Annotated in this window: 27 protein-coding genes; 15 read left to right on the top strand and 12 right to left on the bottom strand. The window is 70.8% G+C overall.

Features of this window, described 5'->3' with window-relative positions; genetic code table 11:
* The first annotated feature begins 2 nt into the window (after positions 1–2).
* Together GCL84_RS07620 and GCL84_RS07615 are read left to right on the top strand one after the other, a co-directional pair.
* Complete coding sequence (locus tag GCL84_RS07620) at positions 3–1,712, top strand: alpha/beta hydrolase (RefSeq protein WP_156754656.1); 1,710 nt, start codon at positions 3–5, stop codon at positions 1,710–1,712.
* Between the two features lie 74 nt (positions 1,713–1,786).
* On the top strand, positions 1,787–2,254 hold the full coding sequence (locus tag GCL84_RS07615) for an LppA family lipoprotein (protein WP_235926055.1): 468 nt from the start codon (positions 1,787–1,789) through the stop codon (positions 2,252–2,254).
* Between the two features lies 1 nt (position 2,255).
* Here the strand turns inward: GCL84_RS07615 and GCL84_RS07610 are convergent, their stop codons facing one another.
* The 5 genes from GCL84_RS07610 to GCL84_RS07590 are packed head-to-tail and all read right to left on the bottom strand — an operon-like array spanning position 2,256 to position 4,858.
* On the bottom strand, positions 2,256–2,696 hold the full coding sequence (locus GCL84_RS07610) for an Imm1 family immunity protein (RefSeq protein WP_156754654.1): 441 nt from the start codon (positions 2,694–2,696) through the stop codon (positions 2,256–2,258).
* Positions 2,681–3,091 carry an Imm1 family immunity protein gene (locus tag GCL84_RS07605; protein ID WP_197523080.1) on the bottom strand — a complete coding sequence of 137 codons (411 nt, stop codon included), beginning with the start codon at positions 3,089–3,091 and terminating at the stop codon, positions 2,681–2,683. The genes GCL84_RS07610 and GCL84_RS07605 overlap by 16 nt, the downstream gene beginning before the upstream one ends.
* An 8-nt stretch (positions 3,092–3,099) precedes the next feature.
* Positions 3,100–3,756, bottom strand: coding sequence for a DddA-like double-stranded DNA deaminase toxin (locus GCL84_RS07600; protein ID WP_156754652.1), 657 nt, complete (start codon positions 3,754–3,756; stop codon positions 3,100–3,102).
* A 19-nt stretch (positions 3,757–3,775) separates the two neighbouring features.
* Entirely contained in the window at positions 3,776–4,003 is a 228-nt protein-coding gene (locus GCL84_RS07595; protein WP_156754651.1) for a DUF397 domain-containing protein, read from the bottom strand.
* A 6-nt stretch (positions 4,004–4,009) separates the two neighbouring features.
* The gene (locus tag GCL84_RS07590; RefSeq protein ID WP_156754650.1) at positions 4,010–4,858 is read right to left on the bottom strand and encodes a helix-turn-helix domain-containing protein; all 849 of its coding nucleotides are present in this window, start codon (positions 4,856–4,858) and stop codon (positions 4,010–4,012) included.
* Positions 4,859–4,984: 126 nt separating this feature from the next.
* Between GCL84_RS07590 and GCL84_RS07585 the strand changes: the two genes are divergently transcribed.
* The 6 genes from GCL84_RS07585 to GCL84_RS07560 all read left to right on the top strand — a co-directional run bounded on the left by GCL84_RS07585 (position 4,985) and on the right by GCL84_RS07560 (position 10,981).
* On the top strand, positions 4,985–5,272 hold the full coding sequence (locus tag GCL84_RS07585) for a hypothetical protein (protein WP_156754649.1): 288 nt from the start codon (positions 4,985–4,987) through the stop codon (positions 5,270–5,272).
* Positions 5,273–5,377: 105 nt separating this feature from the next.
* Positions 5,378–7,453 (top strand): PhoX family protein, encoded by a 2,076-nt coding sequence (locus GCL84_RS07580; RefSeq protein WP_156754648.1) that lies wholly within the window; start codon positions 5,378–5,380, stop codon positions 7,451–7,453.
* Positions 7,454–7,657: 204 nt separating this feature from the next.
* A complete protein-coding gene (locus tag GCL84_RS07575) occupies positions 7,658–8,680 on the top strand; it encodes a nitric oxide synthase oxygenase (protein WP_156754647.1) in 1,023 nt (340 codons plus the stop codon).
* Between the two features lie 18 nt (positions 8,681–8,698).
* The gene (locus GCL84_RS07570; RefSeq protein ID WP_156754646.1) at positions 8,699–10,009 is read left to right on the top strand and encodes an amidohydrolase family protein; all 1,311 of its coding nucleotides are present in this window, start codon (positions 8,699–8,701) and stop codon (positions 10,007–10,009) included.
* A 13-nt stretch (positions 10,010–10,022) separates the two neighbouring features.
* Positions 10,023–10,706 carry an SDR family oxidoreductase gene (locus GCL84_RS07565; RefSeq protein WP_156754645.1) on the top strand — a complete coding sequence of 228 codons (684 nt, stop codon included), beginning with the start codon at positions 10,023–10,025 and terminating at the stop codon, positions 10,704–10,706.
* Positions 10,706–10,981, top strand: a complete 276-nt coding sequence (locus GCL84_RS07560; protein ID WP_156754644.1) for a hypothetical protein — start codon at positions 10,706–10,708, stop codon at positions 10,979–10,981. The genes GCL84_RS07565 and GCL84_RS07560 overlap by 1 nt, the downstream gene beginning before the upstream one ends.
* On the opposite strand, the gene trmB is transcribed toward GCL84_RS07560, so the two are convergent.
* From trmB to GCL84_RS07535, 5 genes are all read right to left on the bottom strand, one after another.
* Positions 10,978–11,664 carry a tRNA (guanosine(46)-N7)-methyltransferase TrmB gene (gene trmB, locus GCL84_RS07555; protein WP_235926062.1) on the bottom strand — a complete coding sequence of 229 codons (687 nt, stop codon included), beginning with the start codon at positions 11,662–11,664 and terminating at the stop codon, positions 10,978–10,980. The two genes, GCL84_RS07560 and trmB, sit on opposite strands and share 4 nt — an antisense overlap.
* 42 nt (positions 11,665–11,706) lie before the next feature.
* Entirely contained in the window at positions 11,707–12,291 is a 585-nt protein-coding gene (locus GCL84_RS07550) for a hypothetical protein (protein WP_235926061.1), read from the bottom strand.
* A gap of 309 nt (positions 12,292–12,600) precedes the next feature.
* Positions 12,601–13,320, bottom strand: coding sequence for a hypothetical protein (locus GCL84_RS07545; protein ID WP_156754642.1), 720 nt, complete (start codon positions 13,318–13,320; stop codon positions 12,601–12,603).
* Positions 13,320–14,084 (bottom strand): ABC transporter permease, encoded by a 765-nt coding sequence (locus tag GCL84_RS07540; RefSeq protein ID WP_156754641.1) that lies wholly within the window; start codon positions 14,082–14,084, stop codon positions 13,320–13,322. The genes GCL84_RS07545 and GCL84_RS07540 overlap by 1 nt, the downstream gene beginning before the upstream one ends.
* On the bottom strand, positions 14,081–15,028 hold the full coding sequence (locus GCL84_RS07535; protein ID WP_156754640.1) for an ATP-binding cassette domain-containing protein: 948 nt from the start codon (positions 15,026–15,028) through the stop codon (positions 14,081–14,083). Before GCL84_RS07535 ends, GCL84_RS07540 begins: the two co-directional genes overlap by 4 nt.
* A 214-nt stretch (positions 15,029–15,242) precedes the next feature.
* Between GCL84_RS07535 and GCL84_RS07530 the strand changes: the two genes are divergently transcribed.
* Together GCL84_RS07530 and GCL84_RS07525 are read left to right on the top strand one after the other, a co-directional pair.
* Complete coding sequence (locus GCL84_RS07530) at positions 15,243–15,815, top strand: TetR/AcrR family transcriptional regulator (protein WP_156754639.1); 573 nt, start codon at positions 15,243–15,245, stop codon at positions 15,813–15,815.
* 11 nt (positions 15,816–15,826) lie between these two features.
* Complete coding sequence (locus GCL84_RS07525) at positions 15,827–16,738, top strand: SDR family oxidoreductase (protein ID WP_156754638.1); 912 nt, start codon at positions 15,827–15,829, stop codon at positions 16,736–16,738.
* On the opposite strand, the gene GCL84_RS07520 is transcribed toward GCL84_RS07525, so the two are convergent.
* Together GCL84_RS07520 and GCL84_RS07515 are read right to left on the bottom strand one after the other, a co-directional pair.
* Entirely contained in the window at positions 16,735–17,391 is a 657-nt protein-coding gene (locus GCL84_RS07520; protein ID WP_156754637.1) for a response regulator, read from the bottom strand. The genes GCL84_RS07525 and GCL84_RS07520 overlap by 4 nt on opposite strands.
* A gap of 5 nt (positions 17,392–17,396) precedes the next feature.
* On the bottom strand, positions 17,397–18,593 hold the full coding sequence (locus tag GCL84_RS07515) for a sensor histidine kinase (protein ID WP_456236892.1): 1,197 nt from the start codon (positions 18,591–18,593) through the stop codon (positions 17,397–17,399).
* Positions 18,594–18,786: 193 nt separating this feature from the next.
* Here GCL84_RS07515 and GCL84_RS07510 point away from each other — a divergent pair, with 193 nt between their 5' ends.
* The 5 genes from GCL84_RS07510 to GCL84_RS07490 all read left to right on the top strand — a co-directional run bounded on the left by GCL84_RS07510 (position 18,787) and on the right by GCL84_RS07490 (position 25,822).
* On the top strand, positions 18,787–20,349 hold the full coding sequence (locus tag GCL84_RS07510) for a dynamin family protein (protein WP_156754635.1): 1,563 nt from the start codon (positions 18,787–18,789) through the stop codon (positions 20,347–20,349).
* Between the two features lies 1 nt (position 20,350).
* Positions 20,351–20,923, top strand: a complete 573-nt coding sequence (gene grpE, locus GCL84_RS29150; RefSeq protein ID WP_197523079.1) for a nucleotide exchange factor GrpE — start codon at positions 20,351–20,353, stop codon at positions 20,921–20,923.
* Positions 20,920–22,752, top strand: coding sequence for a dynamin family protein (locus tag GCL84_RS07500; RefSeq protein ID WP_156754634.1), 1,833 nt, complete (start codon positions 20,920–20,922; stop codon positions 22,750–22,752). The genes grpE and GCL84_RS07500 overlap by 4 nt, the downstream gene beginning before the upstream one ends.
* A 117-nt stretch (positions 22,753–22,869) precedes the next feature.
* Positions 22,870–23,628: a DUF6802 family protein gene (locus tag GCL84_RS07495; protein WP_197523078.1), complete on the top strand. Its 759-nt coding sequence runs from the start codon at positions 22,870–22,872 to the stop codon at positions 23,626–23,628.
* A 370-nt stretch (positions 23,629–23,998) separates the two neighbouring features.
* Entirely contained in the window at positions 23,999–25,822 is a 1,824-nt protein-coding gene (locus GCL84_RS07490; RefSeq protein ID WP_156754633.1) for a phosphoenolpyruvate carboxykinase (GTP), read from the top strand.
* Positions 25,823–25,837: the final 15 nt, after the last annotated feature.

Raw genomic sequence — 25,837 nt, 5'->3', positions numbered from 1 at the left:
CCGTGCCGACCTACGGGGACATCCGCAAGTGGCAGCCCGCCCCGCTCGAGGCCACGGTCACCGGGCTCAACCAGCGGTGCGACGAGCTGGTCGGGCTCAGCGACGAGTTGACCGCCTCCGGGGTGCCCGAGGGGTGGACCGGCGAGGCGGCCGACGGGGCGCGCGCGGAGCGCGACCGGCTGCAGAACAGCATGGAGCTGCTGGTCGCGGCGGCGGCAGCGGTGCGGCGGGGGGTCGCCGAGGCGTCCGACGCCGTCGAGGCGCTGAAGCACTCGGTCGCGGAGACGGACTCGATCGCCGAGCGGAACCACTTCGTCATCCGCGAGGACGGCTCGGTCGTGGACAACGCACCGGTGACCGCGCACGACCCGGCCCACATCGACGAGTACTTCCGCGAGCGGCAGCGGGTGCAGCAGGAGCTGGCCGACCGGGTCGAGCAGGCCGTGCGCCGCGGGACCGACATCGACTCGGACTTGGCGGGCGTGCTGCGCGCGGCCGAGAAGGGCGAGATCAACGACGGCGGCGCCACGAGCCTGCAGGACGCGCTGAACGCGGGCGCGGGCCAGGGCGGGCTGTCGACGATCGGCCCGCCGGAGGACGGCTCCCCCTACGACAACGCCGGCTGGTGGGACTCGCTGTCCGAGGCCGAGCAGCAGGCGATCATCGACGAGCACCCGGAGTGGATCGGCAACCTCGACGGCGTGCCCGGCGAGGCCCGCGACGAGGCCAACCGGGCCCGCCTGGAGACCGAGCGCGCCGCGCTGGAGGCCCGCCGCGACGAGCTGCAGGCCGACCTGGACGACAACTGGTTCGGCGGCACGTTCACCAGCGCCGACGCCGAGCTGGACGCGGTCAACGCCAAGCTGGACTCGCTCGACGCCATCGAGGAGACCTTGGCCCGCCCCGGCGAGCGCCAGTTGCTCCTGCTGGACATGAGCGACGAGCGCGCCGAGGCCGCCATCGCCAACGGCAACATCGACACCGCCGACCACGTCGCGGTGTTCACCCCCGGCCTGACCTCGACCGTCGACGGCAGCATGGGCGGCTACGACAACAGCATGGCCCAGTTGCAGTTCCGCACCGAGGAGGAGTTGGCCCGCTACGGCGACGGCGGCTCGGTGGCCACGGTGACCTGGATCGGCTACCAGGCCCCACAGCTCTCCGTGGGCGGCGTCCTGTTCGACTCCAACTCCGTCCTGAGCGACGGCTCCGCCCAGCGCGGCGCCGACAGCCTGGCCCCGTTCCTCAACGGCATCGATGCCAGCCGCGACACCGACCCGAACCTGACGGCCCTGGGCCACTCGTACGGCTCGACCACCACCGGCCTCGCCCTGCAGCAGAACACCGGCGTGGACAGCGCGGTCTTCTTCGGCTCTCCCGGCCTGGGCACCAACGACGTGGACAACATCAACGTCCCCACCGGCAACGCCCACTACATCGAGGCCCGCAACGACGCCGTCGGCGACCTCGGCTACTTCGGCATCGACCCCAGCCACATGGACGGCATGAACCACGTCTCCGCCGGTGAGACGACACTGCCGGACGGCCGCACGCTGACCGAGTCGACCGGGCACAGCGCCTACATGGACGATTCCAGCACCAGCCAGTACAACCTCAGCGTCGTCGTCGGCGGCATGCCCGACCGGGTGGTCACCGACGACGGCAAGGGCTTCGGCGACATCCTGTCGTGGCCGGTCCCGGGGACGTACTGATGCGCTGGCTGTTGGCTCTAGTTGTTCTCGTCGCCGCCTGCGCACCGGGCGGCGATCAGGGGGAAGGTGGGTCCGTGGACCACAACGAGCAGTACCAGGCACTGTCCGAGCGCCCCGACATCGAGGAGGCCCAGGCCAGGTACGAGGGCCTGCTGTCGACCATCCGCGACCAACTGGTCGCCGAGTTCGGCATCGCCGAGTGGAAACCCCCCGCCTCCCCCGTCCGCGGCTCCGCCTGCGGCCCCGACTTCACCGACATCGACGCCGACGGCGAGATCCGCCGCCTGTCCTCGGGCTCGTCCCCGGGCAACCTCCCCGACGAGCGCTGGACCGCCGCGGTGACCCTCGTCGCCGAGACCGCGCGCGGACTCGGCTTCGGCGACCCGGAGGTGGTGGTCGACCGCCAGCAGGACCACGAGGTGTCCCTCAAGGACGAATACGGCGCGGAGCTGCTGTTCGGCACGGCTGCCAACACGACCCTGAGCATCAGCACCGGCTGCCACCTGACCAAGGCAGCCAAGGAACGCGGCGCCCCGGCCTGAGTCAGACGGGCTGCCACTCCTGCCACAAGAGGCAGGTCGGGCGCTCGCCGGTCTCGGCGAATTCGTGCACCGCCCAGCGGATGAGCGGGGCTGGGAGAATGGCGTCAGAGGGGACCTCGAACTCGTTCTCGCAGTACATGAACTGCACGATCGAACTGTCGGACCGGGTGGGGTCGCGGCTGACCCACGCATTTCGTTCGCCAGGACCGCTGAACCAGAGAATGCCCGCGACTTTGTAGAAGCCCGCGTAGAGCAGCGGCCCGGTTTCCCAGTCCTCCGTGAAGGTGATCTCGGCGACGGCTGCCCATTCAGGGCCCCGGTGGTTGGCGATGGTGGTGAGAGCCGCATCGAGTTCTGCTGGAGTGGCGGCCACTAGGCCATCCGCTTGTCTGACCTCGTACCAGAGCGAGAGTGAAATCATGTCTATCAGAAGTATTGCCATTCTTGCCAGAGTAGGCAGGTGGGGCGTTCACCGGTCTCGGCGAATTCGTGCACTGCCTCGCGGATGAGAGGGGCAGGAAGTTGGGAATTGGCAGGGAGTTCCAGTTCGTTCTCGCAGTAGATGTACTGGATTGTCGACGTGTCGGAACTGATCGGATCGCGGCTGAACAAGGTGCGCCCGTCGCTTCTGGTCGCCATCCGGAGGATGCCGTACACCTGATAGAAGCCTGCTACGAGAACGGGGCCTGCCAGTGGGTCTGCGGTGGGGGCGATCTGAGCGACCGCAGGCCAGTCCGGGCCCCGGAAGGCGGCAAGCGCGTCGAGGGCGGCGTCGAGTTCTTCCGGGGTGGCCGCGTTCCAACCCTCGTCTTTGTCAATATCGTACCAGAATGTCATTGGAATCATTATCGTGCTCCACAAAAGGTTCGGTAGTAGCCGTTAGGTGCGTGAATTGTGATTGAACTGCCGGGAGGGAGAATGCGCGGCAACATGGCTTCGCAACTAAGCAAGCCGCGGCAGGGTAGATTATTAAGCGCAAGAGTCATGTGGTGTACCTGCCCGGTGATGAGATAAGTGTGCCGCAGTTCGGCTGCGATTTTCATCTCGACATGTTCGGTGATGAGCAAATCATCGTTCGTGTGGTGTGCCAAGTAGTCGCGGGCCAGTTGAGCCTCTGAGCTGCGGCCGCTGACGGTGCTTCCGGTTTGGCCGTCCGAGCGTTGCCAATTTCCGTGGGTCTTACGGCCGGTGCCGGGGCGAGTGATCGGTTCGGGCAGGTACTTGGGTAGATGGGCTACGCGGGGGTGCGGTGCGGGTGCCCAGATGGCGGCTAGGTACCCGGAGATCAGGGCGGCGGCCTCGGTGGTTCTGGCGTGGGCTCGGGCCAGGTCGTCGAGGGCGTAGTCATGGGCTGTGGCGGTGGTGGGGTGGTCGGTGAGGGTGGCCAGGAGGGTGCCGCTGTTGGTGAGGTGGGTGGCGGCGGTTGTCATCGACTCGGTGGCCTTGCCCAAGGTGGCCAAGGCTCGTTGGAGGGTGGTTGCGTACGCGCTCAGCAGGGACATGGGGGTCCCTGCGGTGGGGTTAGAGCTGGTTGATCAGGGCGCGCAGGGATTCGTGCGGGAGGACGAGGTGGCCTGCTGCGGGGTTCTTGGAGTCGCGGATGGCGGTGTGGGAGACCGACCAGCCCAGCTCGACGCAGTCGGAGTTGGAGCCGCTGTGGCTGGACTTGCGCCAGGCAAAGGCGATCTCCACGCAGTTGGAGTTGGTGCCGCTGAAGCTCGCCTTGCGCCACACGTAGCCGGTCTCCACGGTGCCTCACTCTCGGTCGTGCGCCTGTGCGATGGTCGCAACGAGATCAGCCGATTTGGCCTGGCTCAAGGCGACTGCGCTCAGCTTATCGGCGACGTCGCGGAAGAGCGCCACCTGATCGGGTTCTTCCAGGAACAGGCCCGAAATCTTCTGTTCCAGGTGCACGACCGGCTGATGCTGCTCGAAGTCGAGGATGTGGAACGGGCCGTCGAGACCAGGGTGTCCGCGTAGCGCCATGGGCAACACTTGCAGCGTCGTGGTGGGCTTCTCGATCATCTCCAGCAGGTGGCGAAGCTGGCGGGCCATGATCTTGGGGGTGCCGATCACCCGGCGCAGGACGTACTCGTCAATCAGCATCCGGTATGCCGGTGGCTCGTCCCGATTGAGGACCACCTGCCGCGCCATGCGTGCCGAGACGCGCGAGTCGATGTCGCCGGTGGCCACACCGCCGGACGTCATGACGGCCCGCACGTAGTCACCGGTCTGGGCCAGGCCAGGTACCAGCAGTGGCTCGAAGTTGGCGATCGACGTGGCCTCGCGTTCGATGCGCAGGAGCATCTTGGACTCGTTCGACAGCGCTGGCTGGGTCTCCCAGTAGCCCAGGTCGTCCGTGCGCTCGGCCATCTTCAGCAGCCGGTCCCGCTCCTTGCCCACCACGCCGTAAACAACCAGCATGGAGGCCAGATCCGCAGTGGAGATACCCTGCTTCCCGGTCTCCATCCGGGAGATCTTCGACGCCTGCCAGCCGAGCTGGTCCGCGACCTTCTTGCAGCTCAGCTTCCGGGACTCGCGCAGCAGGCGAAGCTCCCCGCCGAGGCCGCGGTGCGCCATCGTCGGCTGCCTCATGGTTGTCATGTGATCCATTCTGGCGGGAACGTGGCAATCTCGCATTCACCCGATCGCGTCATTGTCATGATGCGCGTTTCAGTCCACGGTCGGGTTAGATGATCGCAACGTTGCGATGCGACCCGGGAGGAACCGATGACCGACGAGCGGCTGCTCGAGCTCTGGGAGGGCTGGCTGGAGAACCAGGGCGCGCCCCGGCGCTTCGCGCTCTACGAGGTGGTGCGCAACGCGGCGGGCGCCATCACGAACCTGGTGGTCCTGGCCTACGGCCTGGTCATCGACGAGGAGACAACCGTCGCCTTCGGGGTCGAGGACGACGAACAACACCTCAACGGCCACTTCGAGTCGGCCCAGTCCGCCTTGGAGGTGCTCGGCTTCGGCGTCGACGCCCGGTTGCACTGGCTCGACACCGAAGTCGCCTGATCACCAGCGGTGACGGGGTGGGTGTTCGTCCGGCGTTCACCTCGATGACGGGTCTTCACCGCCTTGGACTCTTAGGTTCACGCCGTTCCCACCAAGGAGGCTCCGTTGACCACCACCGACGGCCGGATCGACCTGCCGCTGCTGCTGCCGAACCACCCGCCGGGGCGGTCGGCGGTCACCTGCGAGTACCGCTGCGCCAACGCTTGCGCCCACGAGGCGCCCAACGAGTCCGACAACGCCTACTTCGGCGATGTCGTGCGCAACATCGTCAGTCGCCGGGGGATGCTCAAGGCGGGTGCGGTCCTGGCTGTCGCCGGTGCGGGGGTCACCGGGCTCGCGGGCACCGCCGCCGCTGACCGGGGGCGACCCGGCAACGGGCACGGCAACGGGCACGGGCAGAAGCCTGCGAAGGGGCTGGACTTCACCGCCGTCGCGCCCAACCGGGAGGACCGGCTGGTCACCGCCGAGGGGTACCAGCAGAACGTCCTGATCCGCTGGGGCGACCCGGTGCTGCCGGGCGCGCCCAGGTTCGACTTCGACAAGCAGACCGCCGCCGCGCAGGCCAAGCAGTTCGGCTACAACAACGACTTCTGCGGGCTGGTGCCCTTCGGCCGGGACAAGTGGCTGATGGGCTCGAACCACGAGTACACCACCGAGTCGTTCATGTTCTCCGGCTACGACGCCGCGAACCCGACCGACGAGCAGATCAGGATCGGCTGGACCGGGCACGGGTTCTCCGTCGTCGTCGTGGAGCGCGAGCGCCGCACCGGCAAGCTGGTCGTGCGGCTCGACCGGCGCTACAACCGGCGGATCACCGTGCAGACCGAGTTCCAGGTGACCGGCCCGGCCGCCGGGTCCGCGTACCTCAAGACCAAGGCCGACCCCACCGGCCGCAAGGTGCTCGGCACCTTCGGCAACTGCGCCGGTGGCGTGACCCCGTGGGGCACGATCCTGTCCGGCGAGGAGAACTTCAACGGCTACTTCGCCAACGGCCAGGCCGTCACCGACCCGACCGAGAAGGCGCGCGTGGCCCGCTACGGCACGCCGGGAGCCACCTCGACCCGCAAGTGGGAGCGCCTGGACCCGCGGTTCGACCTGGCCAAGGACCCCAACGAGTTCAACCGCCACGGCTGGATCGTCGAGATCGACCCGCACGAGCCGAACGAGGCCCCGCGCAAGCGCACCGCCCTGGGCCGGTTCAAGCACGAGGGCGCGACCGTCCACATCGCGCGCGACGGCCGGGTCGTCTGCTACATGGGCGACGACGAGCGCTTCGACTACATCTACAAGTTCGTCTCCTCCGGCCGCTTCCAGAAGGGCAACTCGCGCAAGGCGCGCGAGGCCAACAAGAAGCTGCTCGACGACGGCACCCTCTACGTCGCCAGGTTCACCGGCGACAGCCCCGCCGCCGAGATCGATGGCTCCGGCAAGCTCCCCGCCGATGGCGAGTTCGACGGCCGCGGCGAGTGGGTCCCGCTGGTGACGGGGACCAAGTCGCACGTCGAGGGCTTCACCGCCGAGGAGGTCTACGTCTTCGCGCGCCTGGCCGCCGACAAGGTGGGCGCCACGAAGATGGACCGCCCCGAGGACGTCGAGGCCAACCCGGTGACCGGTCGCGTGTACGCCGCGCTGACCAACAACACCGACCGCGGCAAGGCGGGCAAGGAGGGCGCGACGGAGATCAACCCGCGCGTCGGCAACAAGAACGGCCACGTCCTGGAGTGGGAGGAGGCGCGCGGCGACCACACCGCCACCACCTTCGCGTGGCGCCTCCTGCTGGTCTGCGGCGACCCGGCCACCGCCGACACCTACTTCGGCGGCTACGACAAGACCCAGGTCAGCCCGATCTCCTGCCCGGACAACCTCGCCTTCGACAAGTTCGGCAACCTCTGGGTCTCCACCGACGGCAACGCCCTGGGCTCCAACGACGGCCTCTTCGTCGTCCCGACCACCGGCCGCGACCGCGGCCAGGTCAAGCAGTTCCTCACCGTCCCGGTCGGCGCCGAGACCTGCGGCCCGGTCATCACCGACGACTTCGTCCTGGTCTCGGTCCAGCACCCGGGCGAACTCGACGGCGCCAGCGCCGACAACCCCCTCGCGCACTGGCCGGACGGCGGCAACACCCAGCCCCGCCCGTCGGTCGCCCAGGTCTGGAAGTACGGCCGCGAGGTCGGCTGCTAGACCCTGCCCCAGTCTGGTTCGCCGCTGCGAGCACCCGCCTCGGTGGGTGCTCGCAGCGGCGTGAGGTGCGGGTAACCGGTTACCGGTGCTCGACTCTTTGTGTTGTTTTCTGTCGAGTTATCTCACTCTATGTAGTGTTCGGTCTAGTCAAGTTCACCCGTATGAGTAATCCAGGGGGACTCGGTTGGGGCCGATACAGGGAGAGTGACCGCTCTGCGCGATGACCGTGAGTCGATACCGACTTCGGGCCGCAGCGCGCTGTATCCAGTTGCAGAGCGATTCTTGCAACAATTCCACGAGGCGCGGCCCAAGGCGGGCGACCTCACCCAGCGGCTGGCCAAGGTCCGCTCCGAGATCGCCGCCACCGGCACCTACCGGCACACCCCCGCTGAGCTGGCCTTCGGCGCCCGCATCGCGGTGCGGGAGAGCGGCTGGTGCCCCGACAGCGTGCCGTGGCGCGGGGTGCTCGTGCGCGACCTGCGCGGCATCCGCGACGCCGCCGAGGTGGCCGAGGAGTGCGTCCGGCACCTGCGGATGGCCGCGGGGGGCGGGCAGGTGCGGCCGATGGTGAGCGTCTTCGCGCCGGACACGCCGTGGCGGGTGGGGCCGCGCATCCGCAACGACCAGCTCGTCCGGTACGCCGGGTACAGCGGCGGGCAGGGCGTCCTGGGCGACCGGCGGTTCGTCGACTTCGCCACCGCCGCGGCCAGGCAGGGCTGGATGTCCCCGGCCGAGCAGGGGCCGTTCGACTCGCTGCCGCTGGTGGTGGAGACCGAGCACGAGGGCATCCGGCTGCACCCGGTGCCCAGGGCCGCCGTGCTCGAGGTGCCGCTGGCACACCCCGACCTGCCCTGGTTCGCCGGGCTGGCGCTGCGCTGGCACGCGGTGCCGGTGATCAGCAACATGCGGCTGCACATCGGCGGCATCACCTACCCCGCCGCCCCGTTCAACGGCGTCTACATGGCCAAGACGATCGGCGAGGACGTGCTCGCCGACGACGCCGCCTACGGGTACGGGCGGCTGATGGCCGAGCGGCTGGGGCTGGACACCTCCACCGAGCGCAGCCTGTGGCGGCAGCGGGTGGCGGTGGAGTTCAACCGGGCCGTGCTGCACTCCTTCGACCGCGCGGGCGTCAGCATCGAGCACGCGCCGGAGGCCTACCTCCCCGCCGTCGAGCCCAGCGGCGGGCCCGCGTTCCTACGCCAGACACGGGGCCGCAACCGGTGAGTGGCAAGATCTCCGCGCATGAGTCAGCGTTTGCGCGCCCCTGTCGTCCTGCCGTGTGACCCCGCCTGCTCCGTGCTGCGGGATGCCGTCGTCGACATCGACGACGCCGGTCGGATCACCCACTGCGGGCCCGCCGCGCACGCTCCCGAGTTCGCCGGACCGGTCCGCGAGCTGACCGGCATCCTGCTCCCGGGCCTGGTCAACGCGCACGCGCACAGCCCGATGACGGTGCTGCGCGGCATGGGCGGCGACCTGCCGCTGGTGCGCTGGTTGCAGGAGGTCATCTGGCCCGCCGAGGCCACCATGTCCCCGCGCGACGTCTACGACGGCATGGTCCTGGGCTCGGTGGAGATGCTGCGCGCGGGCGTCACGACCAGCGCCGAGATGTACTTCCACGCCGAGGAGGTCGCCCGCGCCGCGCTCGACACCGGGTCGCGCGTCGTGGTGGCGCCCGCGGTGATGGACGTGCCCGGGTTCGACTGGCGCGCGCAGCTCGCGGGCATCGATGCCTGGATCGACGCCGACGGCGTGCTGTCCGGCCCGGGCGACCGGGTGGAGGTCGGGTACGGGCCGCACTCGGCGTACACGCTCACCCCGGACGCGCTGAGCTCGGTGGCCGAGGCGGCGCGGGCGCGCGGGGCGCTCATCCAGATCCACGTCGCCGAGTCGCTGCCCGAGGACGTCAAGCAGCGCGAGGAGTTCGGCTCGGTGCCCGCCCTGCTGGCGGAGGCGGGCTTCTACGGCGGGCGGGTCCTGGCCGCGCACGGCGTGCACCTGTCGGACGAGGACATCGCCCTGTTCGCCGCCAACGGCGTCGGCGTCGCGCACTGCCCCGGCTCCAACATGAAGCTGGCCTCGGGCACCGCCCGGCTGCGCGAGCTGCGCGCGGCGGGCGTCGCGATCGGCCTGGGCACCGACGGCCCGGCCTCCAACGACGACCTGGACCTGTGGGAGGACGTGCGGCTGACCGGGATGCTGGCCCGGGTGTCCACGATGGACTCGACCGTGGTCACCGCCGCCGACCTGCTGCTGATGGCCACCCGCGGCGGTGCGGAGGCGTTGCACCGCACGGACATCGGCGTGCTGGAGGCGGGCCGCTGGGCCGACGTCGTGCACGTGGGCGTGGACGACGTCGCCTTCGCCTCCGGCCTGGACGTGCCGGACCCGCAGGTGCTATCGACCCTGGTCTGGGCCGCGGGCCACCGCCGGGTCACCGACGTGTGGGTCGCCGGGGACGCCGTCGTCGCCGACGGCGAGCCGACGCGCGTCGACCGCTTCGCCGCGCAGACCCGCGCGGGGAGTGTCACCGCGCGGCTGCTGACGGTGTAGATACCGTCAGGGCATGCCCATCGCGCTCATCACCGGTGCCAGCCGAGGCATCGGCGCCGCCGTCGCCGAGTCCCTGGCCGCCGACCACACCCTGCTGCTCGGCGGCCGGGACATCGAGGCCCTCGACCGGCTGGCCCGCTCGTTCCCGGACGCGCGGCCGTGGCCGGTCGACCTCACCGACCCGACCGCGGTCGCCGCCGCCACCGCGGGCCTGAGCAGCGTCGACGTGCTCGTGCACTCGGCGGGCGTGGTCAAGGTCGGCCCGCTGACCGAGGCCAGGGCCGACCTGTGGCGCGCGACGTTCGAGACCAACGTCGTCGCCGTGGCCGAGCTGACCCGGCTGCTGCTGCCCGCGCTGCGGTCGGCCAAGGGGCACGTGGTGCTGGTCAACTCCGGCCAGGGCCGCAACGCGGGCGCGGGGTGGGGGCCGTACGCGGCGAGCAAGTTCGCCCTGCGCGCCTACGCCGACGTGCTGCGCGCCGAGGAGCAGGGCTCGGGCATCCGGGTCACCTCGGTCTACCCCGGCCGGGTCGACACCGACATGCAGCGCGCGGTCCGCTCGGACGAGGGCGGCGAGTACGAGGCGGCCAAGTACCTCGCGCCCGCCTCGGTCGCCGCCGCCATCCGCGCGGCGGTGACGGCCACCCCCGACGCCCACCTCCAGGAGATCGTTCTGCGCCCGACCGCGAGCGGCTGATGGACGACGAGCAGCGCACGCGCATGGCCGACGTGCGCAAGCACGCGCTGATCGGTCTCGGGTGGACAGCCGCCTTCACCGTGGTGGCGGTCGTCGTCGCGCTGGTGACCGACCGCCACTGGACGGCACTGCTGCACGGGCCCGGCAGCCTGCTGCTGATGCTCGTGATCTACGTGATCGGCAGCTACCGCTACATCAGGCGGGGGCCCTTCCCCCGGCTGCCCGCGATCAGGCGCGACCCGCCCTGGCCACCGCAGCCCGGAGAGAAGGCCTAGGCGCGCTCGAAGATCAGGTCGCGGCTGACGCGGCCCTCGACCTCGGCGCGCGCCTCGAACTTGGTGACCGGCCGCCAGTCCGGGCGCGGGGCCCAGCCGTCGAAGCGGTTGCGCAGCAGCGGCTCGCCGGAGAGGACCTCGAGCATCTGCTCGGCGTAGTCCTCGACGTCGGTCGCGCAGTGCAGCGTGCCGCCCGGGCGCAGGCGGGAGGCGACCAGGGCGATGAACTCCGACTGGACCAGGCGGCGCTTGTGGTGCTTCTTCTTCGGCCACGGGTCGGGGAAGAAGATGCGCACGGCGGTCAGCGAGGCGGGCTCGACGTGGTCGCGGAACAGGTCGACGGCGTCGCCGCGCAGCAGGCGCAGGTTGGTCAGGCCGAGGTTCTCCGCGCGCAGCATGAGCTGCGCCAGGCCCGGCTGGTAGACCTCGACGGCGAGGTAGTTGACCGACGGGTCGGCGGCGGCGAGCTGCGAGGTCGTCTCGCCCATGCCGGAGCCGATCTCCACCAGCAGCGGGGCGTCGCGCTCGAACCACGCCGCCGCGTCCAGCGGTCCGGGCGGCAGGTCGCGCACCTGGCGGCCGAGCCTGGGCCAGTGCCGCTCCCACGCCCTCGCCTGGCCCACCGTCATCCGCCCGCCCCGGTGCACGAAGCTGACGACGGAGCGGCGGTGGGTCAGGTCCATGTCCTGCTCCGGCGAGGAAGTCACGGCGGACAGCCTGCCAGGTCAGGGGGCCAACGACTCCAAGCGGGCCAGGTTCTTGCGCAGGTCCACCAGGCCGCCGACGGCGATCGCCGGTGGCGCGATCTCCGCGTGCACCGGCACGACGTCCAGCCACCCGGTGTGGCGGTGGGTGTAGGCCAGGGTGGTGGGAACGCCCGGCTCGGCGAGCCTGCGCTCGGAGGGCATGTACTCCCAGTACCCGGTGTCGCCCTCCAGCCCCCAGGGCACGAAGACCCAGCCGGGGCGGGCGGTGAGCAGCTTGGCCACCCGGTCCTCGACCGAGAAGCCCTCGCGCCGCGAGGACAGGCCCCCGGCGGCCATGGCCCGCAACCACCACGGCGCGGGCAGCTCGGAGTGCGGCGAGGAGCCGACCGCGACCCGGTACAGGGCCATGACCTGGGATTCGGACGCCCGGTGCACCCACGCCCTGCGCGCCTCGGACGGCGAGTCCGCGGTGGCGGCGCCTGGTTGCTCCAGCGCTTCGGACCACTCGAGTTCGATCAGGGGTTCCACGTGCAGCGCGGGTTTCGGACCGCGCGGTCCGTGCAGCTTCGGCGACTTCTGCGTCGACGTGCCGGATTCGACCACCGTCAAGGTCCACCTCCAAGGGCTCCGAGACGGATTTCCCAAATCCATCTGACCCCGTGCGCCAAGCGAAATCCGCAAGCTGTGGGGGCTCTCACAGCTTCTTAACGCGGTCTTAACGCGCGGTCAGTATTCGGAATCCCGCGCTCCAGCACAAGGGCAAAAGGGCCCTGGTGCAGGCGCGATCACTTCGCGTGTCTCTCCACTTCGGACGTGTGTCGGCCCCGGGCGCCCCCCGNGCCGACACTTCCCCGCACCCGGTTCGCCGTCTCCCCGAGAAACAGCGGACCGAGTGGTCTCATCCCCCGACCCTCACGCGTCCCGCCTGTTCACCACGACGGCCGCGATCGCGAACAGCACCGCCGTGATCGCCGCGAAGTAGCCCAGCGACGCCCAGGGGCCCAGCACCGGGTCCGGTCCCGCGTTGCCGAGGAAGCGGCGGGCGGAGACGAAGGGCATCCAGTCGCGGATGTTGTCGCCGACGTTGGGGATCAGCGAGATCAGGTCCTCGATCAGCAGCGACCAGACCAGCAGGATCGAGATGGCGCCCGCGGACTGGCGGATCAGCGCGCCGACCGCCACCGCGGCGACGGCGGACAGCGCGAACACCACGCCCAGGCCCGCCACCGCGCGCCAATCCGCACTGGACGACAGCCCGGCCTCGACGCCGAAGACCTTGCCCACGCCCCACGCGCCGAACGCGGCCACCTCGCCGAGCACGAGGGCCAGCAGCCCGACCACGCCCGCCTTGGCGCCCAGCACCGCGGTGCGGCCGGGCATGGCCTGGAAGGTGGTGCGGATGGTGCCGAACCGGTACTCGGTGGTGATGGCCAGCGCGCCCATCACCAGCACGACCATCAGCCCGAACTGCGAGCCTGCCAGCAGCAGCCCGAGGTCGACGTGCGCGGGGTCGTTGGAGGTGAGGGTGAGCAGACTGGCGAACCCGACCACCAGGCCGACCGCGAGCACCGAGCAGAACCAGGGCGAGCGGGTGCTGAACAGCTTCATCCGCTCTGTCGCCATGAGCGTCATCAGGCGTCCCTCCGCTTCGTCACGACCAGCGCGATGACAAGGATGATCACGGCGACACCGCCGAAGTAGGCCAGCGCGGGCCAGGGGGCCAGCCCGGCGTCCGCGGGCGGCGGACCGAACGCGACGTCGCGGTTCGAGGGGTCCGGGTCGCCGGTGATGAACATGTTGGCCATGTTGAACGGCAGCCAGCGGTTGATGTCGTCGCCGACTCGCGGGATCAGCAGGACCAGGCCCTCCACCAGGAAGGTCCAGATCAGCAGGATCGAGATGGCGCCCGCGGACTGGCGGATCAGCGCGCCGACGCCGACCGCCAGCACGGCCGCGAACAGGTAGACCAGGCCCACGCCCGCCACCGCGCGCCACTCGTAGGCGGTCTGCAGCGCCAGGTCGGCCTCGGGCCGGATCAGCTTGCCGACCCCCCAGGACGCGAACGCGGCGACCTCGCCGACGACGGCGCCGAGCAGCGCCACGACCGTGGTCTTGGCCAGCAGGACCGAGGTCCGGTTGGGGGTGGCCAGGAAGCTGGCCCGGATGGTGCCGAACCGGTACTCGGTGGTGACCGCGAGCGCGGCCATCACCATCACCACGACCAGGCCGAACTGGAAGCCGAACTGGGTCGCGGCCACGGTCAGCGGCACGGTGTCGTTGGCGGTCGCGGCCATCAGGGCCGCGAAACCGACCGTCAGGGCGAGCGCGAGGGCCGTGCACCACCACGGGGACCGCGTGGTGAACAGCTTCATCCGCTCGACGGCGAGGAGGGTCATCGCGCCACGCTCCCGGTCGCCAGCAGCGCGGCGGTGTCGTTGGCGATGTCGGTGTGGTACTCGACCGAGTCGCCGGTGAGCTGCATGAACGCCTCTTCCAGCGAACCGCGCTGCGGGCTGAGCTCGTGCAGCGCGATGCTGGCGGCCGCGGCCAGGTCGCCGATCGCCGCCGCGTCGATGCCGGTGACGACCAGGCTGTCGCCCTCGTCCCGGATGGACACGCCGTCGCGGCCCAGCGCCGAGCGCAGTTGGTCCAACTGCGGGCTGCGCACCCGGACCGAGGCCTCGGTGGCCATCGCCACGAACTCCTCGGTGGAGGTCTGCGCGATGAGCTTGCCGCGGCCGATGACCACCAGCTCCTGGGCGGTCAGCGCCATCTCCGAGAGCAGGTGGCTGGAGACGAACACGGTCCGGCCCTCGTCGGCCAGGCGGTGCATGAACTTGCGGATCCAGAGGATGCCCTCCGGGTCCAGGCCGTTGACCGGCTCGTCGAACAGCAGCACCTTCGGGTCGCCGAGCAGCGCGCCGGCGATGCCCAGCCGCTGCGACATGCCCAGCGAGAAGCCGCCCGCGTTCTTGCCCGCGACGCCGGTCAGGCCGACCAGCTCCAGGACCTCGTCGACGCGCTTGGCCGGGATGCGGTTCGAGCGGGCCAGCCACGCCAGGTGCGCGCGGGCCGAGCGGTTGGGGTGGACCCACTTCGCGTCCAGCAGCGCCCCCACGGTGCGCAGCGGGTCCTTCAGGTCGCGGTAGTGCTTGCCGTCGATGCGGACGTCGCCCGCCGTCGGCGTGTCCAGGCCCAGGACCATCCGCATGGTCGTGGACTTCCCGGCGCCGTTCGGGCCGAGGAAGCCGGTGACCCGGCCGGACTGGGCGGTGAAGGACAGGTTGTCGACGGCGAGCGTCTTCCCGTACCGCTTGGTGAGGCCGCTTGCCTCGATCATGCTTATCTCCCCTGTTCGTCTGTGCGTCCCCCGGACTGACCCCACCAAGGGTGGCGGATCGGACCCGTGTGCGCGTCGTCCTGAAGTAGGTCCCCCGTGTCACCCTGACGGCGGAAGCCTCTCGCATCAGGTGTGCCCAGCGGGATCGGTGACCACCCTGAGTCAACCCTGAAACCCGGTCGCCAGGGTTATTGAATTGTGGTTCAATAACCGGGTGGCCCGGCCGAAGACCATCACCGACGAGCACCTGCTCGACGCGGCGTTCACCGTGTTGGGGCAGGTGGGGCCCGGTTTCACCCTGGCCCAGATCGCGCGCGGGGCCCAGGTCTCGGTCGGCACCGTCGCGGGCCGGTTCGGGTCGAAGCAGGGTTTGCTGGCCGCGTTGACCGAACGGACCACGACACGCGTCGTCGCGGGCATGCGCGCCGCGCGGGCGGCCGCGCCGGACCCGGTCGCGGCCGTGCGCGCCGCCGCGGTGGCCACCTTCGCCGAACTGGGTGACGCCGATTCGGCGGCCAACCACCTGCGCAACCTGGGCGTCGACCTGTCCGACCCACGGCTGACCGAGCTGCTCGGGCAGCACTTGGCAGCGCTCGAGACCGAGCTGCTCGCCGCCGTCTCCGCCGCCGACCTGCCATCGGCCCCGCCGCCGGAACTGGCGGCCAGGGTGCTGTTCTCGCTGGTCAACGGCGTTTCGATCGACTGGTCCATCCGACCGACGGGCAGCCTGGCCGACCGGCTGGGCGCCGACACCGATGCGGTGCTGAACGCGTGGCGCCGCGGATAGGAGCTCGACGAATGTCCCTGCAAGGCAAGGTCGCCGTCGTCACCGGCGCGACCAGGGGGTGCGGCCGCGCGATCGCGGTGCAGTTGGGGGCCGCGGGCGCGACCGTGTACGCCACAGGTCGCACGACGAGGTCATCCTCTTCGCCGATGAACCGCCCGGAGACCATCGACGAGACGGCGGAGCTGGTCACCGCCGCGGGCGGCGAGGGCGTCGCCGTGCGCGTCGACTACCTCGACCGCGCGTCCGTCGACGCGCTGCGCGACCGCGTGGCCGCCGACCACGGCAAGATCGACATTCTGGTCGACGACGTCTGGGGCGGCGACCAGCTCGTCGAGTTCGGCGCCGACCTGTGGGACACCGACCTCGACAACGCGCTCACGGTCGTCCGCAACGGCCTCGAGACCCACATCATCGCGCTGCACCGCCTCCTGCCCCTGGTCGCCAAGCCCGGCGGCCTGGTCGTCGAGGTGACCGACGGCGACGACGAGGACTACGGCGACTACGGCGTCGGCGTCCCGTACTTCCTGGTCAAGTCCGGTGTGCGCGCCATCGGCCGCGCCCTGGGCGTCGACCTGGCCAAGCACGGCGTCACCGGCCTGGCGGTCACCCCCGGCTTCCTGCGCTCGGAGATGATGCTCGAGCACTTCGGCGTCACCGAGGAGACCTGGCGCGAGGGCATCGCCAAGGACCCCAACTACGCCATGGCCGAGACCCCGCACTACCTGGGCCGGGGCATCGCCGCGCTCGCCCAGGACCCCGACGTCGCCCGGCACCGGGGCAAGACGCTGGCGAGCTGGACGCTGATGAACGAGTACGGCTTCACCGACCTCGACGGCTCCCAGCCGGACTGGGGCCGCTGGCACGCTGACGTCGTGGTCAAGGGCGTCGACCCGGCCACTGTGGACGCGAGCCGGTACCGCTAGACGTCTCCCGGCCGCACGAGCCCTGTCTCGTAGGCGAGCACCACGGCCTGGACCCGGTCTCGGATGTCGAGTTTGGACAGCACGCGGCCGACGTGGGTCTTGACCGTGGCCTCCGACAGGAACAGCTTCTTGGCGATCTCGGCGTTGGACAGGCCCTGGGCGATGAGCACCAGCACCTCCCGCTCCCGCTCGGTCAGCACGTCCAGCGCCGAGGCGTCGCGGGGCTCGCCCGCGCCGGGGCCCAGGAAGCGGTCGAGCAGCCTGCGGGTCACGCTCGGCGAGACCACCGCGTCGCCGGAGGCGACCGAGCGCAGGGCGGAGACCAGGTGCGCGGGCGGGGTGTCCTTGAGCAGGAAGCCCGACGCGCCGTTGCGCAGCGCCGACAGGGCGTACTCGTCGAGGTCGAAGGTGGTCATCACCAGCACCTTCGACGTGCCCGCCTCGGTGATCGCCTTGGTGGCCTCGACGCCGTCGAGGACGGGCATCCGCACGTCCATCAGCACCACGTCCGGGCGCAGCTCGGCGGTCAGCTCGATGGCCGCCCGCCCGTCGCCCGCCTCGCCGACGACCTCCATGTCCTCCTGCGCGCCCAGGACCATGCGGAAGCCCACGCGCATGAGCTCCTGGTCGTCCACCAGCACAATCCGGATCACCCGCGTCAACCTAGCCGCTCCGCCACCGGCAGCACGGCGTGGACCTGCCAGCCGCCCCCCTCGGGCAGCGGACCCGCGTTCAGCGACCCGCCGAACACGCTGGCGCGCTCGCGCATCCCGATGAGCCCGTTGCCGCCGCCGGTGGTGATGCCGGAGACCACCGCGCGCCCCGGCCCGCGGTCGACCACGTCCAGCTCGACGTGGTCGCCGACGCGCAGGACCGACACCTTCGCCTTCGCGCCCGCACCCGCGTGCTTGATGGTGTTGGTCAGCGCCTCCTGCACGATCCGGTAGATGCCCAGGCCGATGCCCGCGGGCAGCGAGTCCAGCTCCCCGGACAGGTCCAGCCGCACCGGCACCCCGGTCGCCCGGACCCGGTCGACCAGCTCGGACAGCGACCGGGTCCCCGGCTGCGGTACCCGCTCGGTCTCGGAGTTCTCGCTGCGCAGCACGCCCAGCAGGCGGCGCAGCTCGGTCAGCGCCTCGCGGCCGGTGCCCGAGATCGTCTCCAGCGCCTTCTCCGCGACGTCGGGCTGCGAGCGCACGGCGTAGGCGGCGCCGTCGGCCTGCACCACGATCACGCTCACCGCGTGCGCCACGACGTCGTGCAGCTCGCGGGCGATGCGGGCGCGCTCCTCGGCCACGGCGATGCGGGCCTGCTGGTCGCGCTCGGTCTCCAGCAGGTCCAGCCGCCGCTCCACCTCGACGTGGTAGGCGCGGCGGGCCCCGGCGAACTCGCCCAGCGCCCAGTGCAGGGCGAACACGATGGCGATCACCGAGAACAGCAGCACCGCCTCGGGCACCGCGATCTGGGTGAAGACCCAGATCACCGTCCCAATGGTCAGCCACACCGCGTAGAGCGCCGCGTGCTTGCGCCCGACGTAGGCGACCAGCGTGTACAACGCCAGTGCCAGCGCGAGATCGGCCAGCCGGGTCTGCGAGGCCTGCTCACCCCCGAGCGGCCCGTGCGTCACGAGCTGCAGGAACCCGGCGGCCAGGATCGCGTACGCGGCCTGGACGGGGTAGCGCCTGCGCACCACCAGCGGCGCGAGCAACCCGACGCCCACGACCCAGAACCAGAACGGCGCCACCCCCGGCGGCACGGCGTCGCGGGTCAGGAACTCGAGCGCGGCCAGCACCAGCGCAACCATGGAGTCACCCGCCATGGGATGCGCCTTCAACCACAGGCTCAGCCGTCGCACCCGTTCAGCCTAAGCAGCCCACGGCCCCCCTGCGTCAACCTCGCGTCGCATCGTCCGTCCGACCCCAGGCTGACACCGGCCGCGTACATGTCCGCCCACCCCCGGCACACCTGAGCAATCGGACAAGCCCAGGACGCAGCGAAAGAGCGCGTGGGACGATTCCCCCCACACCGAAGGGGAAGGGACCGGGAGCTTGACGAGCGCGACCGAGCAACACCTGGCCGGCCCGTTGTCGGCGGCGGTGGCGAACCTGTGCCAGCGACTGCAACCCCAGGTCTCGGCGCGGACGGCGGCCGGGTTCCGGGAGGTGCTGCGCAGACTCTCGGCGCCGTTGCAGGTCGCGGTCGCGGGCCGGATCAAGTCCGGGAAGTCGACGCTGGTCAACGCGTTGATCGGGCGGCGGGTGGCGCCCACCGACGTTGGCGAGTGCACGCGGCTGGTGACGCGGTTCCAGTACGGGACCGTCGACCGGGTCGAGCTGATCTTCTTCGACGGGACCAAGCAGGTGCTGCCGTTCGACGCGGGCGGCATGATCCCCAACGACCTCGACGTGGACTTCGACAAGGTCAGCCACCTCGAGGCGTACCTGACCAACGCCGTGCTGCGCGACCTCACGGTCATCGACACCCCCGGCCTCGGCTCGCTCGACGCGGCCTCGGTCAAGCGCACCGAGCAGTTGCTCGGCGCCGCCAGGCCCGCCGAGGACGACAGCGACCCCGCCGCCGACGAGCTCGACGACACCTCGCGCAACGCCGTCGCGGGCGCGGAGGCCGTGCTCTACGTCGTCACCCAGGGCGTGCGGGCCGACGACCAGCAGGCCCTCGCCGCGTTCACCGCCGCCACCGCCAGCCGGGAGGCCGGGCCGGTCAACGCGATCGCCGTGCTGAACAAGGCCGACACGATCACGCCCGAGTCGGTCACCGGCAGCGACGGCGACGTGTGGAAGGCGGCCACGCTGCTGGCCCAGAAGCAGGCCGCGACCCTCAAGCCGCGGGTCGCCGACGTGCTGCCGGTGATCGGCCTGATCGCCGAGTCGGCCGAGTCCGGCGGGTTCACCTCCGCCGACGCCGACGCGCTCAAGCAGCTCGCGGCGCTCGACGACGGCACCTGGGAGATGATGGTGATCTCCGCCGACATCTTCACCACCTGGGAGTGCGACGTCGCCACCGGCACCCGGGTGAAGCTGCTGGAGAAGCTCGACCTCTACGGCATCCGCACCGCCGTCGACGCGCTGCGCGCCGACCCCGACCTGACCGCGGGCGCGCTGCGCCGCAAGCTGCTCGACGCCTCCGGCCTGGCCGGGGTGCGGTCGCGGCTGGACGCGGTCTTCCGCGCCCGCGCCGACGGCATCAAGGCCGCCGCCGCGCTGGCCAGCGTCACCGCCCTGGCGCACGCCTCCGGGGACGCGGGCGAGCGGCAGCGGGTGCACGACGCGATCGAGGTGCTGCTGGCCAAGCCGGAGGCGCACCAGCTCCGGCTGCTCGAGGCGCTGACCCTGGTCACCTCCGGCGCGGTCTCCATGCCCGACGACCTCGCCGAGGAGGTGCTGCGGGTGGGCAGCAGCGCCGTGGTCGGCGAGCAGTTGGGCATGAAGGGCAGGCCGCACAAGGAGCTGTCCGCGTACGCGCTGGAGCGGGCCGGGTGGTGGCGGTCGTTCGCCTCCTTCGGCGCCACCCCGGCGCAGAGCCGGGTCGCGCACGTGGTGCACCGGTCGTACTTCCTGATCTGGCAGCAACTCCGGGAACAGGCAGGGTGAGATGGCTTCCTGGTTCAAGGGCAAGCGCAAGCACTCCGACGGCGACACCGTGCAGGTGCGGGCGCAGGTGATCGCCGACGCGGTGCGCGCGGGCGTGCAGCACGGCGAACAGGCCCCGCCGCCGCAGCACCCGCCGTCGGGACCGCTGCCGGTGCCGCCCCAGCCGCCGGTCCAACCGGACCCGGGGCTGGAGAACGACTTCCGGGTCGAGCCCGCCCTGGTCAGCATCGCCCCAGAGGTCTACGACCAGGCCGTCGAGGAGCGCCGCTCGCTGGTCGAGCTGGCCCTCTACGCCCACGACCGGGCCCGCAGCTCCGGGGTGGCCGAGCGGATCGAGGCCGGGCTGGCCGAGGTGGGGGTGACCGCGCTGCGCCCGGACGGCGTCGACTTCGACCCGGCCGTGCACGAGGCGGGCGGCACCGCGGAGACCGTCGACGCCGCGCTGGACGGCACGGTCGCCGAGACCGAGGTGGTCGGGTTCTCCGACCGCGGCCGGGTGCTGCGCCCGCCGATCGTCACCGTCTACCGGGGCAGGACCGAGCCGGTCCAGCAGGACGCCCAGGAGAACCCGTGACCCAGGCCAAGCCGCTCCCGCTGCCCAAGCAGGTCGCCCAGGCCCGCGAGCAGCTCCTCGCCCTGCTGCGCGACAACGCCCCGGAGTCGGCGAGGTGGGTCGAGCAGATCCGGGCCAACCGGCGCAAGCACCCCTCGGTCGTGGTCGTCGGCGAGACCAACCGGGGCAAGAGCTCGCTGGTGAACGCCATGCTCGACACCCCGGGGCTGTCCCCGGTCGACGCCGACGTCGCCACCGCCACCTACCTGGTGTTCGGGCACGCGGAGCAGTGGCAGGCCCGCGCCTGCTACCCCGGCCAGCTCGCGCCCGTCCCGGTCGGGCTCGACCGGCTGGTCAACTGGGTCTCCGCGGCGCACGACCTGCCCGACGGCGAGCTGCCACCGCGCTACGTCGAGGTCGACGGGCCCGCCCCGCTGCTGGAGAAGCTGGTCGTCGTCGACACCCCGGGCGTCGGCGGGCTGGACTCGGTGCACGGCGAGCTGGCCATCGAGGCCGCGGCCACCGCCACCGCGCTGCTGTTCGTGGTCGACGCGTCGGCGCCGTTCACCGTCGGCGAGCTCAACTTCCTGGCGGGGGTCGGCGACCGGGTCGAGACCGTGGTGTTCGCCCTGTCCAAGGTGGACGTCTACCGGGGCTGGCGGCAGGTGCTCGAGGCCAACCAGGCGCTGCTCGCCGAGCACGCCCCCCGGTTCAAGGGCGCGGCCTTCCACCCGGTGTCCTCGCGGATGCACGAGATGGCGGGCAAGGCGCCCAACCCCGAGGCCGCGGACATGCTGCGCGACCGCTCCGGGGTGCCCGAGCTGCTCGCCGCACTGGAGTCGCTGCTGGTCGGCCGGTCGGTGATGCTGTCGGAGGCGAACACGCTGCGCGCGCTGTCAACCGCACTGGAAGAGCTCAAGGTCGGCCTGGAGAACGAGAAGCGCGCGCTGACCACCGGCGAGGCCGAGGCCGAGGCGCTGCGCGGGCGCAAGGACGAGCTGGCCACCGAGCGGCGCTCGTCCACCAGGGGGTGGCAGGTCAAGCTGCGCAGCGAGGTCCAGCGCGCCCGGCTGGAGAACACCCACGAGGTCTCCCGCGAGATGCGCGACCTGCAGTCCTGGTTCCGCCAGGCCATCGACGCCGCCGACCGCGACCAGCTCAAGCACCTGCCCGCGCACGTCGACGCGGCCATGCAGATGGTCTCCGGCCGGATCAGCGAGCGCGTCGGCGCGCGGCTCAACCAGGTCGCCGACACCGTGCTCAGCGACCTGTTCTCCGCCGACGAGCTGGCCGTCATCCGCTCCCAGTTCGCCCGCTCCGGCCAGCCGCAGGTGATCGTGCGCGGGGCGGAGCGGCGGTTGCCGACCGCCGAGGACAAGCTGCTGGTGTTCATGGGCGGCATGTCCGGGATCGGCGCGGGGAAACTGGCCGTGGTCCCGCTCGTGGGCGCCGTCGCGGCGCCGATCCTGTTGGTCCCGACAATCGTCATCGGTCTCGGCGCGGGCTGGTGGATCGCCCGCACGCGCAAGCACACGGCGGACAAACAGCACATGAAGACGTGGCTGAACGAATCAATCGCCGATTCCCGCTCGACCCTCGACCAATTGGTCACCGAGCAGTTGATCGACGCCGAATCCCAGCTCTCGCTCGCCCTCGACGAGGCGCTCGGCAAGCGGATCGCCGGTATCGAGGAGCAGTTGCGCGAGGTGGACAAGGCGCTGCGGCTCGACGTGACCGAGCGGCAGAAGCGGACTACCGTCGTCACCAAGCGACTCGCTGAAGTGACAGCCGGTCGAGAACGGGCGGAGCGGCTGCTCGCCAATATCCGCACGGTTCGCGACAAGAAATAACCCGATCGGCGGTATGGGGAACATCCGTAACGGACGGAACCACCTGGGCGAATCGTCAGTCATACCCGCAACAGACCGGTGAAAGCCCGCAAGGCCGCCAGCAAGAGGAGTGCCGCCATGTACGTCGACGAGTCCGGAGCCGACGCGACCGACACCACGACCGACGAGACCCAGGACGTCCTGACCGTCGAGGTCGGCGGCGAGGAGTACGAGGTCGCGGAGAACTACGACTACGACCAGGACGGCAGCAACGACGCGGCGGTCGTGCAGACCGAGGACGGCTACATGGCCTTCTCCGACTCCGACGGCGACGGCACGGCCGACACCGCCGTCCAGCTCGACGCCGACGGCAACGTCCTGGCCGCGGCCGAGTACGACGAGACCTCCGGCGAGTGGGTCGAGGCGGACCCGGGCTCGGTGGCCGCCCCGTCCGGCGACGGCGCCGACGACACCGGCTCGACCGCGCCCACCTCGCGCGACGAGGACGCCTCCCCGACCGCGACCCCGGCGGGCAGCGGCGGTGGCGGCGAGATCCTCGTCGACACCCCGCAGGGCGACGTCACCGCGGGCGCGGCGCAGTACGACGCCGACGGCGACGGCGTGAACGACACCGCCGTGGTGACCGACGAGAGCGGCGCCACCTACGCCTTCACCGACGTCGACGGCGACGGCTCCGCCGACCAGGCGGTCGTCATCGAGGCCGACGGCGACGTCACCGTGGCCACCCACTCGGGCGACAACGAGTGGACCACGGTCGAGACCGGCCACATCGGCGCCGACGGCTCGTACGAGTCCGACGGCACGGCCACCCCGTCCGCTGCCGCGGGCGACAGCGTGGGCGCGACCACGGGTTCCGACGCCGCGTGGCAGAGCTGATCGAGCACCCCGCCTGCTCCCAGACGACCCCGGCGACACGCGCCGGGGTCGTCCCATTTCCTGGACCACCCGAACGGTGGGCCACTTCACTCGGCCGCGTGACTGACCGGTAATCGGACGCCCGCTGGGTCGGATACCCGCAGCGTTGAGCTTCTGAATCGATTCCCTGATCGGTCTTGTGAGGGAGCCGACAGGACAGAGAACGGTTACCTGCGCGTCACTTCGCTAACCTCGGTGTATTCCTTCACGGCCAGCACCCGTTCCAGTCCCAGGGGCGGGCGCCAAGCCATTCGATGAGGACACCGAGGTCCCGGTCAGGTCAGCGGTGTCCTGATCGGCATTTCCGTGTTCAGTCAGGAGACGAGGCGAGATGACGGCAGTGAGCATCCCGGGTGTTGACCAGGCACCGACCACGCACAAACGGCTGCTGTCCTGGGTTCGGGAAGTGGCCGAGCTGACCGCGCCCGACGCGGTGGTCTGGGTCGACGGTTCCGAGGATGAGTGGACCCGGGTCACGGACAAGCTCGTGGACGCGGGCACCTTCGTCCGCCTGGAGAAGAAGCCGAACTCGTTCTACGCCGCCTCCGACCCCAACGACGTCGCGCGCGTCGAGGAGCGCACCTTCATCTGCTCGGTCGACGAGGCCGACGCCGGGGCCACCAACAACTGGATGGACCCGGCCGAGATGAAGGCCATCATGACCGAGCTCTACCGCGGCTGCATGCGCGGTCGGACCATGTACGTCATCCCGTTCTGCATGGGTCCGCTGGACGCCGACAAGCCGATGCTGGGCGTCGAGATCACCGACTCCGAGTACGTCGTGGCCTCGATGCGGATCATGACCCGGATGGGCACCAAGGCCCTGGAGCGCTTCGTCGACGAGGACGGCACCGAGGCCGACTTCGTCCCCGCCCTGCACTCGATCGGCGCGCCGCTCGAGCCCGGCCAGGCCGACGTGGCGTGGCCGTGCAGCGACACCAAGTACATCGTGCACTTCCCCGAGGAGCGGCTGATCTGGAGCTTCGGCTCCGGCTACGGCGGCAACGCCCTGCTGGGCAAGAAGTGCTACTCGCTGCGCATCGCCTCGGTCATCGGTCGCGACGAGGGCTGGCTGGCCGAGCACATGCTGATCCTCAAGCTGACCTCCCCCGAGGACAAGGTCTACTACGTCGCCGCCGCGTTCCCCAGCGCCTGCGGCAAGACCAACCTCGCCATGCTGGAGCCGACCATCCCGGGCTGGAAGGTCGAGACCATCGGCGACGACATCGCCTGGATGCGCTTCGGCGAGGACGGCCGCCTCTACGCGGTGAACCCGGAGAACGGCTTCTTCGGCGTCGCCCCGGGCACCGACTACCACACCAACCCGAACGCGATGCGCACCATCGCCAAGGGCAACTCGCTGTTCACCAACGTCGCCCTGACCGACGACGGTGACGTCTGGTGGGAGGGCATGAGCGAGCCCCCCGCCCACCTGACCTCGTGGAAGAAGAACGACTGGACGCCGGAGTCCGAGGAGAAGGCGGCGCACCCGAACTCGCGCTACTGCACCCCGATCGACCAGTGCGACACCAAGGCCCCCGAGTGGGACGACCCGAAGGGCGTGCCGATCTCGGCCATCTTCTTCGGCGGCCGCCGCGCCACCACGATCCCGCTGGTGACCGAGTCGCGCGACTGGCAGCACGGCACCTTCATGGGCGCCACGCTGTCCTCGGAGACCACCGCCGCGGCCGTGGGCCAGGTCGGCGTCGTGCGCCGCGACCCGATGGCGATGCTGCCGTTCATCGGCTACAACGCCGGTGACTACTTCAACCACTGGATCGAGACCGGCAAGCGCGCCGACGCGGCCAAGCTGCCGAAGATCTTCTACGTCAACTGGTTCCGCCGGGGCGAGGACAAGCGCTTCCTGTGGCCCGGGTTCGGCGAGAACAGCCGCGTCCTCAAGTGGGCCATCGAGCGCATCGAGGGCAAGGCCGCCGCGCAGGAGACCCCCATCGGCTGGGTCCCCACCGCCGACGAGCTCGACCTGTCGGGCCTCGACGACGACCGCGCCGACATCGAGGCGTCGCTGAAGTTCGACGCCGAGGAGTGGCGCGCCGAGCTGCCGCTGATCGAGGAGTGGTTCGACAAGATCGGCGAGAAGCTGCCGACCCCGCTGCGCGACGAGCTCGACTCGCTCCGGCAGCGCCTGGGCTGAGCAGACGAGACCTGG

It is taken from the genome of Actinokineospora pegani (assembly GCF_009745975.1).
GTDB classification, from domain to species: Bacteria; Actinomycetota; Actinomycetes; order Mycobacteriales; family Pseudonocardiaceae; genus Actinokineospora; species Actinokineospora pegani.
The sequence above is the reverse complement of the archived record's forward strand: the minus strand, read 5'-3'. Positions and strand labels throughout refer to the sequence as shown.